Annotated in this window: 15 protein-coding genes; 8 read left to right on the forward strand and 7 right to left on the reverse strand. The window is 71.0% G+C overall.

What is annotated here, in order from left to right:
- The first annotated feature begins 35 nt into the window (after nucleotides 1–35).
- Nucleotides 36–1,301: a hypothetical protein gene (locus JYK17_RS10020; RefSeq protein ID WP_222810203.1), complete on the forward strand. Its 1,266-nt coding sequence runs from the start codon at nucleotides 36–38 to the stop codon at nucleotides 1,299–1,301.
- Here JYK17_RS10020 and JYK17_RS10025 read toward each other — a convergent pair whose 3' ends face one another.
- The 5 genes from JYK17_RS10025 to JYK17_RS10045 all read right to left on the reverse strand — a co-directional run bounded on the left by JYK17_RS10025 (nucleotide 1,302) and on the right by JYK17_RS10045 (nucleotide 5,899).
- Entirely contained in the window at nucleotides 1,302–1,976 is a 675-nt protein-coding gene (locus tag JYK17_RS10025; RefSeq protein ID WP_108013051.1) for a hypothetical protein, read from the reverse strand. It lies immediately after the preceding gene.
- Between the two features lie 106 nt (nucleotides 1,977–2,082).
- Nucleotides 2,083–3,558, reverse strand: coding sequence for a GntP family permease (locus tag JYK17_RS10030; protein WP_108013052.1), 1,476 nt, complete (start codon nucleotides 3,556–3,558; stop codon nucleotides 2,083–2,085).
- 120 nt (nucleotides 3,559–3,678) lie between these two features.
- Nucleotides 3,679–4,089, reverse strand: a complete 411-nt coding sequence (locus JYK17_RS10035; RefSeq protein WP_108013053.1) for a RidA family protein — start codon at nucleotides 4,087–4,089, stop codon at nucleotides 3,679–3,681.
- Entirely contained in the window at nucleotides 4,086–4,850 is a 765-nt protein-coding gene (locus JYK17_RS10040; protein ID WP_108013054.1) for an IclR family transcriptional regulator, read from the reverse strand. Before JYK17_RS10040 ends, JYK17_RS10035 begins: the two co-directional genes overlap by 4 nt.
- Nucleotides 4,847–5,899 (reverse strand): sugar kinase, encoded by a 1,053-nt coding sequence (locus tag JYK17_RS10045; protein WP_222810204.1) that lies wholly within the window; start codon nucleotides 5,897–5,899, stop codon nucleotides 4,847–4,849. The genes JYK17_RS10040 and JYK17_RS10045 overlap by 4 nt, the downstream gene beginning before the upstream one ends.
- A 135-nt stretch (nucleotides 5,900–6,034) precedes the next feature.
- Here JYK17_RS10045 and JYK17_RS10050 point away from each other — a divergent pair, with 135 nt between their 5' ends.
- Both JYK17_RS10050 and JYK17_RS10055 read left to right on the forward strand, forming a co-directional pair.
- Nucleotides 6,035–7,300, forward strand: coding sequence for an amino acid deaminase (locus JYK17_RS10050; RefSeq protein WP_222810205.1), 1,266 nt, complete (start codon nucleotides 6,035–6,037; stop codon nucleotides 7,298–7,300).
- A gap of 17 nt (nucleotides 7,301–7,317) precedes the next feature.
- Nucleotides 7,318–8,928 carry an N-acyl-D-amino-acid deacylase family protein gene (locus tag JYK17_RS10055; protein WP_128802805.1) on the forward strand — a complete coding sequence of 537 codons (1,611 nt, stop codon included), beginning with the start codon at nucleotides 7,318–7,320 and terminating at the stop codon, nucleotides 8,926–8,928.
- Between the two features lie 26 nt (nucleotides 8,929–8,954).
- On the opposite strand, the gene JYK17_RS10060 is transcribed toward JYK17_RS10055, so the two are convergent.
- Nucleotides 8,955–9,800 (reverse strand): trypsin-like serine peptidase, encoded by an 846-nt coding sequence (locus JYK17_RS10060; RefSeq protein ID WP_108013057.1) that lies wholly within the window; start codon nucleotides 9,798–9,800, stop codon nucleotides 8,955–8,957.
- Nucleotides 9,801–10,555: 755 nt separating this feature from the next.
- Between JYK17_RS10060 and JYK17_RS10065 the strand changes: the two genes are divergently transcribed.
- From JYK17_RS10065 to JYK17_RS10075, 3 genes are all read left to right on the forward strand, one after another.
- A complete protein-coding gene (locus tag JYK17_RS10065; protein ID WP_108013058.1) occupies nucleotides 10,556–11,767 on the forward strand; it encodes a pyridoxal phosphate-dependent aminotransferase in 1,212 nt (403 codons plus the stop codon).
- 87 nt (nucleotides 11,768–11,854) lie between these two features.
- Nucleotides 11,855–12,274: an SCO4983 family protein gene (locus JYK17_RS10070; RefSeq protein WP_108013059.1), complete on the forward strand. Its 420-nt coding sequence runs from the start codon at nucleotides 11,855–11,857 to the stop codon at nucleotides 12,272–12,274.
- Between the two features lie 202 nt (nucleotides 12,275–12,476).
- Entirely contained in the window at nucleotides 12,477–13,682 is a 1,206-nt protein-coding gene (locus JYK17_RS10075; protein ID WP_108013060.1) for a polysaccharide pyruvyl transferase family protein, read from the forward strand.
- Between the two features lie 183 nt (nucleotides 13,683–13,865).
- On the opposite strand, the gene JYK17_RS10080 is transcribed toward JYK17_RS10075, so the two are convergent.
- A complete protein-coding gene (locus JYK17_RS10080) occupies nucleotides 13,866–15,689 on the reverse strand; it encodes a phosphoenolpyruvate carboxykinase (GTP) (protein ID WP_128802803.1) in 1,824 nt (607 codons plus the stop codon).
- Between the two features lie 341 nt (nucleotides 15,690–16,030).
- Here JYK17_RS10080 and trhA point away from each other — a divergent pair, with 341 nt between their 5' ends.
- Both trhA and JYK17_RS10090 read left to right on the forward strand, forming a co-directional pair.
- Nucleotides 16,031–16,777 carry a PAQR family membrane homeostasis protein TrhA gene (gene trhA, locus JYK17_RS10085; protein ID WP_222810206.1) on the forward strand — a complete coding sequence of 249 codons (747 nt, stop codon included), beginning with the start codon at nucleotides 16,031–16,033 and terminating at the stop codon, nucleotides 16,775–16,777.
- A 100-nt stretch (nucleotides 16,778–16,877) separates the two neighbouring features.
- A complete protein-coding gene (locus tag JYK17_RS10090; protein WP_222810207.1) occupies nucleotides 16,878–18,443 on the forward strand; it encodes an MFS transporter in 1,566 nt (521 codons plus the stop codon).
- The last annotated feature ends 4 nt before the right edge of the window (nucleotides 18,444–18,447 follow it).

An 18,447-nucleotide genomic window follows, 5' to 3' on the forward strand; every position in this document is an offset into this window, starting at 1 on the left:
CTGTACGTCGTCCCTTCGCGAAACGGTGATCCGTCATGCCCTTGGAACAGCACACCGATCCCTTCGAGGAGCGGCTCAGCGCCCATCTGCGCGACGCCGCCGGCTGCTTCGAGACCGACCGGGCCGCGCTCGTGACCGCTGGAGCGGTGCGCGGGCGGCGGCGACTGCTGCTGCGGCAGCGGGCCGCCGTGGCGGGCGGGGCGGCGGGCATCGCGCTCGTCGGCGTGGGCGGGGCACTGCTCCTGCCCGCCGGCGCGGGCTCCCGTGACGGCAGTGACGACCGCTCCTCCGTGGCCGCCGCCACGCACGCCTCCGCGTCCGCCACACCCGTCTCCGGCGGCGCGTTGGTCCGTACGCTCGAAAAGCTGCTTCCGGACGGCAAGTTCAGCCGTGCCGAGGCACGGGGCACGGACGAGAAGCCGGGGCCGTACGTGCAGCTCGTGTTCGACGACGGCAAGGGCGCGGCGGCCGTGAGCGTGAGCCTCGACCGCGTCGAGCCGGGCAGCGACCAGGCCAGGCAGACCACCGAGTGCCCCGGCAAGCCCTACGCCCACTACGACGCCTGCAGCACGAGCAGGCTGCCGGACGGCTCCGTCGTCATGGTGCTGCAGGGCTACGAGTATCCGGACCGCCGGGTGGACACCAAGTGGTGGGACGCCGAACTCGTCACCCCGCAGGGCCATCACGTCGGCGTCAGCGAGTGGAACGCCGCCGCCGAGAAGGACTCGCCCGTCACCCGTCCCCGGCCGCCGCTGTCCCCCGCCCAGTTGCTGCATCTGGCCGCCGCGACCGCCTGGCGGGACGCGATCGACGCGATCCCCGCCGCCCCGGACCGGTCGACCACGAAGCCGACCGGTACCGCGCCCAGCGCGAGCGAGCCGGCCGCCGCCGTACCGGTCGCGCCCACCCTGAAGTCCCTGCTGCCGAAGGGCCTCACCGTCTCGGACGCCAGCGGGGACGACACCGGGTTCGGGTACGTCGTCGTCGACGACGGCAAGGGCAAGAGCCTCGTGCAGGTCAACGTCCAGACCGGGATGGGGGACGTCGCGGGCGAGCTCTTCGGGTCCGGCGCCGAGACCCTGTCCGACGGCACGATGGTCGCCGTGCGCCAGGGCGCCGGCGAGAAGGGCGGCGCGGGCGTGGTGATGTGGACCGTCGACACCCTGCGCACCGACGGGAGCCGGGTCGTGATCAGTGCCTTCAACTCCGGGGCCCAGGACACCGCCGCGACCCGCAAGACCCCTGCCCTGTCCATCGGGCAGCTGAGGACGATCGCCCTCAGCCCCCGGTGGTTCCGGTAGTCAGTCGGCGCTCTTGTCGTTCTTGTCGCTCTTGCTGTTCACATCGTTCTTGGCGAGGGTGCTCTCGGAGTCCTCGTCCGCGGGCTCCGCGTCCTCGACGTCCTGCGCGCCCTCTTCGTCCTGCGCGCCCTCTTCGTCCTCCGCGTCCTCTTCGAAGTAGGCGTCGAGGACCGCGTCCAGTTCGGACTCCCACTCCTCGAAGCGGGACCTGGCCGTCGCCTCGATCTCGATGGGGTACCAGCGGCGGTCGGGGGTGTGGACCGTGATCGTGAACCGCTTGCCGAAGCGCGGGGACTCGGTCTCCACGGCGCCGATCTCGTCCCAGCGGAACTCGCACTCCTGGTCGTCCAGGGCGAGCCGTACGCCTCGGTGGTCGGCGACGATCCTCGCGCGGCGGTCGGAGGCCTCGAAGACGGGGCCTTCGGGGGCCTCTTCCTCGTCGTCCGCGGCCGTCTCCTGCTCCTCGGCACCGGGTTCGGGCGCGGCCGGTGTCCGGGCCTCTTCCGACGCGGCGTCCGCGTCCTCGGAGACGGCCTCGGCGTCCTGCGCCGCGTCCTCCTCCGGCTGCTCGGACACGGGTGGGGTGAGCCCGGGGATGAAGGCCGGGTCGAATCCGGCACCCGTCACGGGCTCGCCCTTCAGGGGCTGGCTGCTCGATCCTATGCGCTGCTCCACAGCGGGCAGTATGGTCGAAGATCCTGTGCGGGACACAGCCGGCCCCAACTTCGTTATGAGACGCCTACATGCGCACCCCACCATGCGCACGCATGCAGGCGCACACCTAGACGAACAGGCTGACGACGGCCGCGACCGCGAAGCCCGCCACCGACAGCACCGACTCCAGCACGGTCCAGGTCTTCAGCGTGTCCCGCTCGCTGATGCCGAAGTACTTGGCGACCATCCAGAAGCCGCCGTCGTTGACGTGCGAGGCGAAGATGGAGCCCGCGGAGATGGCCATGATGACGAGGGCGACGAAGGCCTGGGAGTGGTGGCCCTCGCTGAGCAGGGGGGCGACGATGCCGGCCGTGGTGACGATGGCGACCGTGGCCGAGCCCTGGGCGACCCGCAGGACGACCGAGATCAGGTACGACAGGACGAGCACCGGCAGGCCCACGTCGTGGAAGGTGTCCGAGAGGGCCTGGGCGACACCGCTCGCCTTGAGGATCGCGCCGAAGATACCGCCCGCGCCGACCACGAGCAGGATGTTGCCGACCGGCTTCAGGGACGCGGTGGAGACCGTCTCCAGGGACTTGCGGGACCAGCCGCGGCGGATGCCCAGCAGGTAGTACGCCAGCAGCAGCGCGATCGTCAGCGCCACGAACGGGTGGCCGAAGAACTCGACCACCGAACGGCCGGTGGACGGGTCGAAGGCGATGGAGGAGAACGTCGCCGCGAGGATGAGGATCAGCGGGGTGCCGATGATGCCGAGGACGACGCCCAGCGACACGGGCTCCTCGCGCGGCTGCACGCCCTGCTCCTGCTGCTCGTTGACGACCGCCATCTTGGCCTCAGCGGCGGCCTCCACCATGTCCTGCGGCACGGCCACGAAGATGCGGCGCCCGATCCAGGCGGAGAACACCCAGGCGGCCAGCACGGCCGGGATGCCGCAGACGATGCCCATCAGGATGATCCAGCCGAGCTGCACGTGCAGCAGTCCGGCCGCGGCCACCGGTCCCGGGTGCGGGGGCAGGAAGGCGTGGGTCATCGACAGGCCCGCGAGCAGCGGCAGGCAGTACAGCAGGATCGACTTGCCGGAGCGCTTGGCGGCGGCGTAGACGATCGGCGCGAGGACGAAGATGCCGACGTCGAAGAAGACCGGGATGCCGAAGATCAGGCCGGTGAGGCCCATCGCGAGCGGCGCCCGTCGTTCGCCGAAGAGGTTCAGCAGCCGGGAGGCGAGCACCTCGGCGCCGCCGCTGACCTCGAGGATCGCGCCGAGCATCGTGCCCAGGCCGATGATGATCGCGACGTGGCCGAGGATGCCGCCCATGCCGGACTCGATGGTCGACACGGCGTCCGAGCGCTGGACCGTGCCGAAGAGTTCGGTGACCGACAGTCCGGCCAGCAGGCCGACGGCTATGGAGACCGCGAGCAGGGCCACGAAGGGCTGGAGTCTGACCTTGATGATCAGGAAGAGGAGGAGCGCGATACCGATGGCGGCGACCGTGAGCAGAGCGGGCGTGCCGTCGAACAGGAGGAGCAGGCCACCCGTGTGTGGTGGGGCGGCCGGTGCGTCAGCGGCGAGCGGGAGGGACATGTCGGGGGTCCTCTGGTTAAGGGCATGGGGCTTTCGGGCAGGGGGGATCGCGGCACGGCGTCCCGGGGGTGTGGGGCGCCGCGCCGTGAGGACGTACGCGGTGGGGGGTTCGAGTCGGCGTCAGCCCAGTACGGCCAGGGCGTCGATCTCGATGAGGAGTCCCGCGGGCAGACCGACGTAGACGGTCGTGCGGGCGGCGGGCGGCTGGGTGAGGCCCTGCTCCTCGAAGTAGGTGTTGTAGATGCCGTTCATCTCGGCGAAGTGGTCCACGTCGGTGAGGTAGACGCGAAGCATCATCACGTCGTCCCAGCTCGCGCCGCCCTCCTCCAGGATCGCCTTGACGTTGGCGAGGGTCTGCAGGGTCTGCTCGCGCAGACCGGGGCCGACGGGCGTGGGGGGCTTGCCCTCCTCGGCGGGCAGGAAGCCGACCTGGCCGGCGACCTGGAGGATGTTGCCCTTCTTGACGCCGTGGGAGAACTTCGCGGGCGGGGTGGTGTGCGTCTTGGGGGTGAGGGCGATCTTGTCGGTCATGGGGCGACTTCCTTGACGGGGGTTCTTCCGGAGTACTCCCCGCTGATCGCGTCCGCCGTGCGGCGCACCAGGGGGAGCAGGGTGAGGAGTTCGTCGGCGGTGACGACGACGTTCGGCGCGGAGACCGACATCGCGGCGACGACCCGGCCGTCCCCACCGCGGATCGGCGCGCCGACGCAGTTGATGGACTCCTCGTGGCCGCCGAGGTCGGTGGCCCAGCCCTGGTCCCGCACCTTCTCCAACTCGCGCAGGAAAGCGGGGGCGTTGGGGGTGGACCGGGCCGTGTACATGGGGTAGTCGAGCTTGTCGGCGAGCAGCCGGCGCTCGCTCTCGGGCAGGTCGGCAAGGAGCAGCTTCGCGACGGCCGCGACGGTGATCGCGACCGGCTTGCCGATCCGTGAGTACATCCGCACCGGGTAGCGGCTCTCGACCTTGTCGATGTAGAGCACCTCGGACTCCTCGTACACCGCGAGATGCACGGTGTGCCCGCACTGCTCGTTGAGGCGTACGAGGTGGGGGTGGGCGATCTCGCGGATGTCGAGGTTCTCCATGGCCTCCTGGGCGAGGGCTATGAGACGGGCGCCCAGGCGGTAGCGCTGATCGGACTGGCGGTAGACGAGTCCGTGTTCGTGCAGGGTCCGCAGCAGGCGCAGGGCCGTGGACTTGTGCACGCCGAGCCGGTCGGCGACCCGGCCGAGGTCGGCGGGTCCCTCGGCGAGCAGCGGCAGGATGCTGAGCGCGCGGTCGACGGTCTGGCTCATGACGTACGTACCTCCTCGTCGGCCCGGGCGACGTCCTTCGTCCAGCCGGGGCCGAGTCGAAGTGTCCCCCACGCCTCGTCGTCGAGGGCGGCGAGCCGGTCGGCGTGGGCGCGGGCGGGGGGCGGGGCGAGGTCACCGGGGACGGTGAGGGCGGCGGCGGCCATGAGGTGACCGTGCCGCAGCCGGTCGCGGACGGGCAGTCCGCGCAGGGTGGCGGAGAGGAAACCGGCGGCGAAGGCGTCACCGGCACCGACCGCGGCCACGACGTCCACCGTGGGCGCGGGGACGAAGGTGGCGTCCTGCCGGTCGAACACGGTGGCTCCGCGCCCGCCCTGCTTGACGACGAGCACCTCGGGGCCGGGGAGGGCGGCACGGATCGCCTCGGGGCCGCGCAGCCCCCAGACCTCCTCGGCCTCGTCGTCGCCGACGAACACCAGGTCGGCGCGGCCCGCGAGTTCCAGGAGCACGCCCGGTCCGTCGGCCTCGCGCCACACGGTGGGCCGGTGGTTGACGTCGAAGGAGACCAGGGGCCGTTCGGCGCGGGGCGCGGTCAGCTCGCGCACCAGGGCGAGGCAGTCGTCGGACAGCATCGGGGTGATCCCGGACAGATGCAGCACCCGTCCCGCGCGCGCCGCCGCCAGATCCGTGTTGTCGACCGACATCGCGGAGGCGGCGGACCCGGCGCGGTAGTACGCCACCTCGTGGGCGTCGCTCGCGCGGTCGCCGGCGGTGCGGAAGTAGATGCCGGTGGGGCGGTCGGGGTCGCGGTGCACGGCGCCGACGTCGACGCCGTAGGAGCCGATCGCCTCGACGAGGTGGTCGCCGAAGCCGTCGGCGCCGACCCGGCTCACCCAGCGCGCGGAGTGCCCGGCGGCGGCGAGCGTGCACACCACGTTGGACTCGGCGCCGCCGATGCCGCGGTCGAAGGAGGGGACGTCGGCGAGGCGCCCTGGGGTGGCGGGCAGGAACGTGACCATGGACTCGCCGAGCGAGACGACGTCGACGGTGTCGACGGCGTCCAGGGCATTGCAAGGTCCGGGCGTGGTCACGATCGTCGTAACTCCTCGATGTGATGGCGGTGGGGGGCTCCGTTGACCCCGCGTTGGCCGAGATGTTAGACAGCAGTGAGCGACATACGCAATGAGCATTGCAAGTACTGCAACACACCAGATCAGGGAGGTCCCATGGGCACCGAAGCCCTCGCCCGCCTCGCCGACGAGCGCGTCGACCACCGCTTCAAGGGCCTCCCGCCGGACGCCGACGGGCTGACCGTCGCCGAGCTGGCCGCCCAGCGCCGCAATCTCTTCACGGGCGGTTTCACGACCCCCGTCCTCGCGCTGTCGGCGGAGCGCCTGGAGCACAACCTGGCGCTGATGGAGACGTACGCGACCCGCCACGGACTGGCCTTCGCCCCGCACGGCAAGACCTCGATGGCGCCCCAGCTCTTCCACCGGCAGATCGAGCGCGGCGCCTGGGGCATCACCCTCGCCCTCCCCCACCAGGTGCGCGTGGCACGGGCGTTCGGCGTCCGGCGGATCTTCGTCGCCAACGAGATCCTCGACCCGGCGGCCCTGAAGTGGATCTCCGCCGAACTCGACGCCGACCCCGGCTTCCGCTTCATCTGCTACGTCGACTCCGTGCGCGGCGTGGAGCTGATGGACGCGGCGCTGCAGGGCGCCTCGCGTCCGCTGGACGTCGTGGTGGAGCTCGGCGCCGGTGAGGGTGCCCGTACCGGTGTCCGGACGGAGGCGGAGTGCGCGGCGGTCGCGGACGCCGTGGCCCGCGCCCGCACGCTGCGGCTCGTGGGCGTTGCGGGCTACGAGGGCGAGGTGCCCGAGGCCGACCCCGAGCGGGTGCACGCCTGGCTGCGGCGGCTGGTCGCCCTCGCCGCCGACTTCGACAAGGCCGGACGTTTCCGGGGCCTGGACGAGATCGTGGTCAGCGCGGGCGGCAGCGCCTGGTTCGACGCGGTCGCCGATGTGTTCGCCGAGATCCCGGCCCTCACCTCACCGGTCCTGAAGCTGCTGCGCTCGGGCGCCTACGTATCGCACGACGACGGCCACTACCGCGAGGTGACGCCGTTCAACCGGGTCCCGGAGGAGGGCGCCCTGGAGCCGGCGTTCCGGCTGTGGGCGCAGGTGGTCTCCCGCCCCTCGGCCGAGCAGGCCTTCGCCAACGCCGGCAAGCGGGACGCGGCCTACGACCTGGACCTGCCCTTCCCCCAGGTCGTGCACCGGGACGGCGCCGAGCACCCGGCGACCGGCGTCTCGGTGACCGGTCTGTCCGACCAGCACACCTGGCTGCGCACCACTGCCGAGGCGGACCTCGAGGCCGGAGACTGGGTAGGGATGGGTCTGTCCCATCCGTGCACGTCCTTCGACAAGTGGCCGCTGATCGCGCTGGCCGAGGCGGACGGGACGGTCGTCGACTACATCCGTACGTTCTTCTAGAGGCAGCAGGAGGAGTCGTGGAGCAGCTCGTCTTCCGGGACGCGGACGTGGTGGACGGCAGCGGGGAGCCCGCTTACCGCGCGGACGTGGTGGTCGACCGCGGCCGGATCGTGTCGATCGTCAAGGAGGCCGCGGGGGCGGGCTGCCAGCGCCCGGAGGCCATGCGGGAACTGGACGCCGAGGGGCTGGTCCTGTCCCCCGGCTTCATCGACATGCACGCCCACAGCGACCTGGCCGTCCTGCGCGACCCGGACCACAGCGCCAAGGCCGCGCAGGGCGTCACGCTGGAGGTCCTGGGCCAGGACGGACTGTCGTACGCCCCCGTCGACGACCGCACGCTCGCCGAGGTCCGCGCCACCATCACCGGCTGGAACGGCCACGGCGACGACATCGACTTCGACTGGCGCTCGGTCGGCGAGTACCTGGACCGCCTCGACCGCGGGATCGCCGTCAACGCCGCCTATCTGATCCCCCAGGGCACCGTCCGGATGCTCGCCGTCGGCTGGGAGGACCGCGAGGCGACGCCCCAGGAGCTCGACCGGATGCGGCAGTTGGTCGCCGAGGGCATGGAACAGGGCGCCGTCGGCATGTCGTCCGGGCTGACCTACACGCCGGGCATGTACGCGAAGGACGCCGAACTCACCGAACTGTGCCGGGTGGTGGCCTCCTACGGCGGCTACTACTGCCCGCACCACCGCTCCTACGGCGCCGGTGCCCTGGAGGCGTACGAGGAGATGGTCGAGCTGGCCCGGGAGGCGGGCTGTTCGCTCCATCTGGCGCACGCCACCATGAACTTCGGCGTGAACAAGGGCCGCGCGCCCGAGCTGCTGACCCTGCTGGACGAGGCGCTTGCGGCGGGAGCCGACATCACTCTGGACACCTACCCGTACACCCCGGGGTGTACGACGCTCGTGGCCATGCTGCCGAGCTGGGCGCACGAGGGCGGTCCGGAGGCGATGCTGAAGCGGCTCGCGGACGAGGAGACGTCCGCGCGCATCCGGCACGACGTGGAGGTCGTCGGCTCCGACGGCTGCCACGGCGTGCCCATGGACTGGAACACGATCGAGATCTCGGGCGTGAGCGACCCCGGGCTCGGCGACTACGTCGGACGGACCGTCCAGGAGTCGGCGGACCTGCGCGGCGAGTCCCCCTGGGTCACGGTCCGGCGGCTGCTGGTGCAGGACCGGCTGGGCCCGACGATCCTGCAGCACGTGGGCCACGAGGAGAACGTGCAGGCCATCATGCGCCACCGGGTGCACACGGGCGGCTCGGACGGCATCCTCCAGGGCGCGAAGCCCCATCCGCGCGCCTACGGCACCTTCCCGCAGTATCTCGGCCACTACGTCAGGGAGTTGGGGGTGCTGTCGCTGGAGGAGTGCGTCGCCCATCTGACGTCCCGGCCCGCGGCCCGGCTGCGCCTTCCCGACCGGGGGCTGATCCGCGAGGGCTACCGTGCGGACCTGGTCCTGTTCGACCCGCGGACGGTGGCGGCGGGTTCGACGTACGAGAATCCGCGCGCGCTGCCGACGGGCATTCCGCACGTCCTCGTGGACGGGCAGTTCGTGATCGAGGACGGGCGGCGCACTGACGTGCTGGCGGGGCGGGCGGTCCGTCGCAGTCCCGTGTGACGGAACGCCCGTGCGCGGTGCGGGAGTTACGGCTTGGGCAGGACGCAGCCGGAGGCGTTCAGGTCGAGCTTGTTGCCCGCGCCGAAGCAGGCGGGGATCTGGTAGGTCTCCTCGGCGTAGTTGATGAGGTGGTGGACGGTCACGTTGCCGTTCTCGTCGACCTCGCAGGGATTGTTCTCGGTGCAGCGCTCGCCGTCCTCGTTGCCGGTGTTGTTGACGGCGACGACCTTGCCGGTGGCGTTGTCGATGACGGGCGAGCCCGAGGTGCCGCCGATGGTCTGGCAGGCGGAGGTGTAGCGGACCGAGTCCTTCCAGGTCCAGTCGCCCTCCTTGAGGCGGTAGACGAAGCCGTCGATGTTGCAGGCGTACGTCCGCTTCCAGTAGCCGGAGACGACCGTGATGGCGGTGCCGGCGGTGGGGTGCGTGTCCTGCACGGTGAGCGGGCTGATGCCGTAGGAGCTCTTGATGGCGGCGTAGGTGGTCGTCAGGCGGTAGATCGTGACGTCCGTGTCGGTCATGGTCGAGTAGACGACCTGGTTGGCCCGGAGCGTGGCGACCTTGCTGCCGGAGGAGTTGAGCAGTCCGAAGGTGCGGCTGGAGGACTGTCCGGTGATGACCTCGCCGGGCGCCGGGAACCCGGTCTCCAGGCAGTGGCCGTTGGTCATGACGAGCGCCGGGTCGCTGTCCGCGGAGTTCGGGAAGCGGACGACGGAGCCGGAGCAGTTGCTGAGCGAGACGGTGCCGGCGAAGTCGACGGCCCTGACGGCGGGCGCGGGGGTGTCTTCGGTGGACACCGGTGCCGCAACCGCCGGCGCCGCACCAGCCCCGGCCATCACCAGGGCGAAGAGCACGGCACCGAGAGGCTTCTTCATGTGGGGGTCCTCTCCTGCGAAGCGGGCGACCGAAGATCTTCCGGCCACCCCTGCTTTGACATGCACATTGTGAAGCCCAGCACATGCGGGGGCAAGGAGTCGTCCCGGCCCGGGGTGGGCAGTGCGGCACGGCCGCCCCGAACATCGCACTGGGGAGGACGGGTTGGGGCTCCGCAGGGTTCCGAGGGGGCGTCACTTTCGAACCGGAGCCGCACTGCCGTACCGGAGTTGCTTGGGCCCAGGACGCCGGGGCACTCGCGGGGGCCCCGGCGGACGAGAGCGGGATCCGCGGGTACGAAGTCCGGTGCCGTCGGCGCCGAGTGCTCGCGGCCGTGCGGTCGGTCCCGAGCGAGAGGCCCGGCGATCACCGGTGCCAGGGGCACCGCGCCCGTGCTGAGTCGCGGAACCCGGGTCCCTGCCCGGGGGTCGGCGGCGACCCCCGGGGAGCGGAACTCCCTGCTGCCGCGCCAAGGGCACCGCGCCCGCGGCGCATCCGCGTCCGGCGGGTCGGCGGTGGCCCCGGCGGGCGTGGCCGACAGTGAGGGGTCCGGGGTTATCGATCCCGCGCACTCGTCCGTACCGTCAGCCGGCCCCGTTCGGCGCCCCCCGGAGGGAGACCTCACCCCTCCGCAAGGTCCGCGTCACCCCTCGTAACCCCCGGAGCGGCCGGCCCAGGCCATAACCCCCCAAACGCCACGTCTCAAGTGGCGGATAACACGGTCCGGGATGCGCGCGTGGACCGTAAGCTCCCAGGCATGCAGGTGATCCAGTCGACCAAGCTCGCCAACGTCTGTTACGAGATCCGGGGCCCGGTGCTCGAGGAGGCGATGCGGCTGGAGGCGGCCGGGCATCGCATTCTCAAGCTGAACACCGGCAACCCGGCGGCGTTCGGCTTCGAGTGTCCGCCCGAGATCCTGGAGGACATCCTCCGCAACGTGTCGTCGGCCCACGGGTACGGCGACGCGAAGGGACTGCTGGCCGCGCGCCGGGCGGTCGTCATGCACAACCAGACCCTCGGCATCGAGACGGACGTCGAGCACGTCTTCGTCGGCAACGGCGTCTCCGAGCTGATCGTGATGGCCATGCAGGGCCTGCTCGACGACGGCGACGAGGTCCTCGTACCCTCGCCCGACTACCCCCTGTGGACCGCCGCCGTCTCGCTCTCCGGCGGCACGGCCGTGCACTACCGCTGCGACGAGCAGTCCGACTGGATGCCCGACCTCGCGGACGTCGAGCGCAAGATCACCGACCGCACCAAGGCCCTCGTCATCATCAACCCCAACAACCCGACGGGGGCCGTCTACGACGAGGCGATGATCAAGGGCCTGACCGACATCGCCCGCCGCCACAACCTGCTGGTCTGCTCGGACGAGATCTACGACAAGATCCTCTACGACGACGCCACGCACACCCCCACCGCGAAGATCGCCCCGGATTTGCTCACCCTCACCTTCAACGGCATGTCGAAGGCGTACCGGGTGGCGGGCTACCGCGTCGGCTGGATGGCGATCTCCGGGCCGCGCGCCCACGCGGAGTCGTACATCGAGGGCCTGACGATCCTCGCGAACATGCGCCTGTGCGCGAACATGCCGGGCCAGCACGGCGTGGTCGCCGCGCTGAGCGGACGGCAGACGATCAACGAACTCGTCCTGCCGGGCGGGCGGCTGAAGGAGCAGCGGGACGTCGCCCACGAACTGCTCACCCAGATCCCGGGCGTGAGCTGCGTGAAGCCGAAGGGCGCGCTGTATCTCTTCCCGCGCCTCGACCCCAAGGTCTTCAAGATCAAGGACGACCGGCAGATGGTCCTGGACCTGCTGCGCCGCGAGAAGATCATGGTCGTGCAGGGCACAGGCTTCAACTGGACCGAGCCCGACCACTTCCGCGTCGTGACCCTGCCGACGGTCGGGGACCTGCGCGACGCGATCACCCGGATCGGCAACTTCCTGGACGGCTACGGCCAGCCGTAGCGCAGGCGGCCGTAGATCTTTCCACTCCGCTCAACTTTAGACGGAATCCAAGCTAGGATGGTTTCCTGACAGCACAGGAGGCCATCCATGTACGAACCGATCCGCACCAAGTCGGTCCACAGCCAGATGGCCGGCCCCACCCCCGACTTCCCCCACCGGTCCCGTGAGGAGGAGCTGGACATTCAGCTCGCGGGCCATCTCGCGGCCCTGCTCGCCGTCACCGACGAGCTGCGCGGCGCCGACCCGTCCGAGGAGCTGGACGCCGCGGCCGAGCGGCTCGCCGCGCAGGTGGCCCGGCTGCGGGGAGGACATCCGCCGGTCCGTGCCGTCGCCGGACAGACCGCAAAGACCCAGCCCGCGGGGCTGCACCGGCGCGCGCACGCCCTCGCCGGGCGCGCACTCGTCGTCGCGGCCTCCCGCGCCGACACGGCGGCGGCGATCCTGGCCGCCGAGCAGATGGACGTGCACGCGGCGGCCCTGGAGCCCCGCGAACTCGCGTCCCGCTGAGCCCGCCGGGCTCCCTCCGAACGGCCCCGGTCCGCGTGCACCCGCAGCGACGCGCGGACCGGGCGCCACGGCAGCGCCGCGCGCTCCCCGGTGGCCGGTTGTCCAGGGGCGGGCCGCCCCCGGACCGGCGACGATGTGTACGTTGGCCGAAGATCCGCGCCACGCCTCGTGGCACACGGCCACGGCTGGGGGAAACGAACACATGGCACGCGTCGCCGTCATCACCGCGCCCAACATCGGGTACCGCAACACCGGGATGCTGACCGTCGACCTGGCCTTCGAGACGCTGCGCCGGCGCATGGGCCCGGGGATCGACCCCACCTGGTACACCCTGCACGTGCCCGAGACCGTGCCGCTGCGCGCCGCCGCCCGCGGCACCGACCTCCCCTTCCGCTTCCGCTCCCTGCCCGAGCACCTCGACGAACTGCGCGACCACGACGCGGTCGTCTTCTGGGGCGACTTCCTGCACACCCGGCACTACATGGCGCAGGACGCCACCAACCGCCTCACGGACTTCAAGATCGCCGCGGACCGCGACGCCGCCCGCGCCCTGCTCAGCCGCACCCTGCTGCTGGCGGACCAGCCCGACGACCTCCTCGCCCGCACCCTCAGCTACGGCGGCACGATCCTGCACAACTCCCAGTCCGACTACGAGGACAAGGAGTTCGGGCCCCTCTTCACCCGCCTGATGACGCGCAGCCACCGCGTGTGGATGCGCGACCCGCTGTCGGCGGCCAAGATCGCGCTGCTGCGCGGGGACCGTACGAACGAGTACTTCGCCTCGGACGCGGCGCTGCTGTCCCGCCCGGGCGACCTGGACCACCTCCCGGCCACGCGGTGGTCCCAGGAGGTCGCGGACGGCGGCGCGATCGGGGTGTTCCTGGGTGCCCGTACGGCGATCCCCGACTGGCTGCCCGGCTTCTGCGAGAGCCTCTCCGCGCGCTTCGGCGCCCCGCTGGAGTGGCTGCCGTGGTTCGAGCGGGACATCCCCTCCCCGGTCGCGCACCTCGCGCCCCGTCCGGGCGAGCACACCGTCGGCGACCTGCTGCGCGTCCTGCCCCGCTACCGGCTGGTCATCACCGACACCTACCACCTGGCCGTCAACGCGTGGGGCGCCGGCACCCCGGTGGTGTGCGTGGGCGCCCCCGAGCCCGTACCGAGGACGCACGACGACTACTGGACGCTGAGCGATGTGAAGAAGCACGTCTTCCACCTCGCCTACGACGCCGAGGACTTCTACCTCTCCACTCTGCCCGACACCCCCGACGCCCTCGAGCGGCGCGCCGACCGGATCGTACGGCTCGTGGAGGGCGGCGGAGCCGAGGCGATCGCCACCCGGCTGCGCACACACGCCGAGCAGTCGGCGGCCTCCTTTACCCGAACGCTCGCAGCCCTGCTCGACCGGTAGGGAGCGGGAAACGGGCGAGGGCCCGCCGTCGTCTTCCCGTCGGGGCGGACGGGAAGACGACGACGGGCCCACAGCCCCGCACGCCGTTGTGCGGAGCCTCGCCGGTTGTCACCGCGGCCGGCCGTGACGATCACTGGTCAGGGCAGCCCAAGCCGGCCGCGGAGCCTTGTGAAGGGGCGGGGTTCAGCCCAGGCGCTGCACCAGCGCGCGGTACTGGTCCCACAGCTCCTTCGGGGTGTGGTCGCCGAACGTGTTGAGGTGCTCGGGGATCAGCGCGGCCTCCTCGCGCCAGACCTCCTTGTCGACGGTGAGGAGGAAGTCCAGGTCGGAGTCGGACAGTTCGAGTCCGTCGGTGTCCAGGGCCGCCTTGGTCGGCAGGATGCCGATCGGGGTCTCGACGCCCTCGGCCCTGCCGTCGAGGCGGTCGACGATCCACTTCAGGACGCGGCTGTTCTCGCCGAAGCCGGGCCAGACGAACTTGCCGTCGTCGTTCTTGCGGAACCAGTTGACGTAGTAGATCTTCGGGAGCTTCGCCTGGTCCTTGTCCTTGGCGACGTCGACCCAGTGACCCATGTAGTCGCCCATGTTGTAGCCGCAGAAGGGCAGCATGGCGAAGGGGTCGCGGCGCAGTTCGCCGACCTTGCCCTCGGCGGCGGCGGTCTTCTCGGAGGCGACGTTCGCGCCGAGGAAGACGCCGTGGTTCCAGTCGAAGGACTCCGTCACCAGCGGGACCGCGCTGGCGCGGCGGCCGCCGAAGAGGATCGCCGAGATCGGCACGCCCTTGGGGTCCTCCCACTCGGGCGCGATGATCGGGCACTGCGCGGCGGGGGTGGTGAAGCGGGCGTTGGGGTGCGCGGCCGGGACGCCGGACTCGGGGGTCCAGTCGTTGCCCTTCCAGTCCGTGAGGTGGGCCGGGGTCTCCTGCGTCATGCCCTCCCACCACACGTCGTTGTCGTCGGTGAGGGCGACGTTGGTGAAGACGGAGTTGCCCCACAGGGTCTTCATCGCGTTGGCGTTGGTGTGCTCGCCGGTGCCGGGCGCGACGCCGAAGAAGCCGGCCTCGGGGTTGATGGCGTAGAGCCGGCCGTCCGCGCCGAAGCGCATCCAGGCGATGTCGTCGCCGATCGTCTCGACCGTCCAGCCGCGGACCGTGGGCTCCAGCATGGCGAGGTTGGTCTTGCCGCAGGCGCTGGGGAACGCGGCGGCGACGTACTTCGACTCGCCCTGCGGCGGGGTGAGCTTGAGCACCAGCATGTGCTCGGCCAGCCAGCCCTCGTCGCGTGCCATCACCGACGCGATGCGCAGGGCGTAGCACTTCTTGCCGAGCAGGGCGTTGCCGCCGTAGCCGGAGCCGTAGGACCAGATCTCACGGTCCTCGGGGAAGTGCGAAATGTACTTGGTGGAGTTGCAGGGCCACGGGACGTCCTGCTCGCCCTCAGCGAGCGGGGCGCCGACGGAGTGGACGGCCTTGACGAAGAAGCCGTCGGAGCCGAGCTCCTCCAGGACCGGCTGCCCCATGCGCGTCATGGTGCGCATGGAGACCGCGACATAGGCGGAGTCGGTGATCTCGACGCCGATCGCGGAGAGGTCCGAGCCGAGGGGGCCCATGCAGAACGGGACGACGTACATCGTCCGGCCCTTCATCGAGCCGCGGAAGACGCCCCTGTCGCCGTGGAAGATCTCCCGCATCTCGGCGGGGGCCTTCCAGTTGTTGGTGGGGCCGGCGTCCTCCTCCTTCGCGGAGCAGATGAACGTGCGGTCCTCGACGCGCGCGACGTCGGTCGGGTCGGAGGCCGCGTAGTAGGAGTTGGGGCGCTTGATCGGGTCGAGTTTCTTGAAGGTGCCCTTCGCCACGAGCTCTTCGCACAGTCGCTCGTACTCGGCCTCGGATCCGTCACACCAGACCACGCTGTCCGGCTGGGTCAGTTCTGCGATCTCGTTCACCCACGAGACCAGTTCCTTGTGGTGGGTGGGAACGACAGAGGGAGCCGCGTTGTCGCGCGCCACGATTGCTCCTAAATGAGGGATTTTTGTTTTGGAGGCCCCGTGGGGGCTGCGGCCCGGATGCCTCGCGGCTGGATCGTCAGCGCTCATCCGGTGCCGACCGCACTCATTTGATCATCCGACGCAGGCGCCCATATGTCCAGAGGGCCTCACAGGTGAGCGGAGTGGGGATCGTCACGTGCCTTTTGCGCACGGGGCGTTTATTTGCGTGCACGTAGAGTTCGGGTGACCGTCCCTTTGCGCGCCGCCGGAATGGTCAACTCCCGTGAGAGGATGGCCACTCTTGGCCCGTTACCGGGCCGCACTCATCCGCCACTTACGGTGCCGTAGGTACGATGAGGTGCATGACAGCGCCCGTCCCCGACGCGCCCTCGGACTCGCCGGCCGTCGGCCGCGGTTCCGACGGACCATCCCTGCCGCACCAGCTCAAGCAGCACGCCCAGCAGCTCACCGAGCCGATCAAGCCGAAGCTCCGCGGCTGGCTGCACCTCGGCATGTTCCCGGCCGTCCTCGTCTCGGGCCTGGTCCTCACCGCCCTCGCCGACTCCCCCAGGGGCCGCATCGCCTGCGGGATCTACGTCCTGACGGCCTGCCTCCTGTTCGGCGTCAGCGCGCTGTACCACCGGGGCAACTGGAGCCCGCGCATGGACGGCATCCTGCGCCGTCTCGATCACGCCAACATCTTCCTGATCATCGCCGGCACCTACACGCCCCTGACCATGCTGCTCCTGCCGGGAGCCAAGGGTCAGTGGCTGCTGTGGGGCATCTGGGGCGCGGCCCTGGCGGGCATCGCCTTCCGGGTCTTCTGGGTCGGCGCCCCGCGCTGGCTCTACACCCCCTGCTACATCGCGATGGGCTGGGCCGCCGTCTTCTTCCTGCCGGACTTCATGCGCACGGGCGGCATCGCCGTGCTGGTCCTGGTGGTCGTCGGCGGCCTCCTCTACAGCGCGGGCGGCGTGATCTACGGCCTCAAGCGCCCGAACCCCTCCCCCCGCTGGTTCGGCTTCCACGAGGTCTTCCACTCGCTCACGCTCGCCGCGTTCGTCGTCCACTACGTCGGGATCTCGCTGGTGGCGTACCAGCACGGATAGCGTTCCGCAGCACCCCGGGGCCACGGCTTGAGAGCCGTGGCCCTTTTTGCATGCCGAAACCAATTGACAGTCCCACTGTTTTGAGAGTTACTCTCATTTCATGGTTACTGTCATCCACTCCGAAGAGACCCGGCGGGACCCCCGCCGCTGGTGGGCCCTCGGCGCCCTGGTCGCGAGCATGCTCACGCTCGGCTTCGACATGACGATCCTCAATGTCGCGCTGCCGACGATGGCCGCCGACCTCGGCGCCACCACCGGGCAGCAGCAGTGGATGGCGGACGCCTACGTCGTCGTCTTCGCCGCCCTGATGCTCCCGGCCGGCCTCCTCGGCGACCGCTTCGGACGGCGCCGGATGCTCATCGCCGGCCTCGGCGTCTTCTTCGCCGGCTCCCTGCTGGGCGCACTGGCGTCCGACGTCGGCTGGGTCATCGCGGCCCGCGCGTTCATGGGCATCGGCGGTGCCCTCGTCACCCCCCTCGCCCTGTCCGTACTGCCCTCGCTGTTCGGCGACGACGAGCGCACCAAGGCCGTCGGCGTCATCTCCGCCGCCTCCGCACTCGGCCTGCCGCTCGGCCCGATCATCGGCGGCTGGCTGCTGAACCACTTCTGGTGGGGCTCGGTCTTCCTGGTCAACCTCCCGATGGCCGCCATCGGCATCGCCGCCTGCGTCCTCCTGCTGCCCGAGACCCGCGACCCGGCCTCCCCCAGGGTCGACGTCCTGTCCACCGCGCTCACCGCGACCGGACTCGGCGCCCTCATCTACGCGATCATCGAGGCACCCGACCGCGGCTGGAGCGACCCCCTGGTGGGGGCCATGTTCGCCGCCGCCGCGGCCCTGATCACCACGCTCGTCCTGCGCGAGCGCCGCGAACAGCGGCCCATGCTGGACATGACGCTCCTCGCCCACCGGGGCTTTCTGTTCAACACGCTCGCCGCGACCCTCGTGATGTTCGTCCTGTCCGGCCTGCTGTTCGTGCTGCCCCAGTACCTCCAGGCCGTCCTCGGCCACGACGCCCTCGGCACCGGCGTACGCCTGCTGCCGATGATGGGCGGCCTGCTCGTCGCCGCGCGGGGCGCGCAACCGATCGTCGCCCGCTTCGGCGCACGGGCCGTCGTCAGCGCCGGCCTGGTGGTCCTGGCCTTCGCCGCCCTGCTCGGCAGCCGTACGGCGACCGGCTCCGGGTACGGCTTCACCGCGCTGTGGCTCTCCATCGCCGGCATCGGCTTCGGCTTCTCCGTCGTACCCGCCATGGACGGCGCGCTCGGCGCCCTGCCCCGCGACCGGGCCGGCAGCGGCTCCGGCCTGCTCATGACGCTGCGCCAGGTGGGCGCGGCCATCGGCATCGCGCTGCTCGGCAGCCTGCTCGCCGGCATCTTCCGCGACCGGCTCGACGTCACCGGGCTGCCCGCCCGGGCCGCGGACACCGCCGGGGACTCCGTGGTCGCGGCACACATCGTCGCCGAGAAGGCACACTCGGCACACCTGGCGGCCTCCGCGAACAGCGCGTACATCCACGGCATGGACATCGTCCTGCTGGTGTCCGGGATCGCCGCACTGGTCGCGGCCCTGCTGGCAGCCGCCTTCCTGCCCCGGGCGACAACCGGACCCACCCCGTCCGACGCCGGGCCCGACATGGTCACGCCCACCGCGGATGCCCGACAATGACCCC

This window comes from Streptomyces plumbidurans, assembly GCF_019857225.1.
Classification (GTDB): Bacteria; Actinomycetota; Actinomycetes; order Streptomycetales; family Streptomycetaceae; genus Streptomyces; species Streptomyces plumbidurans.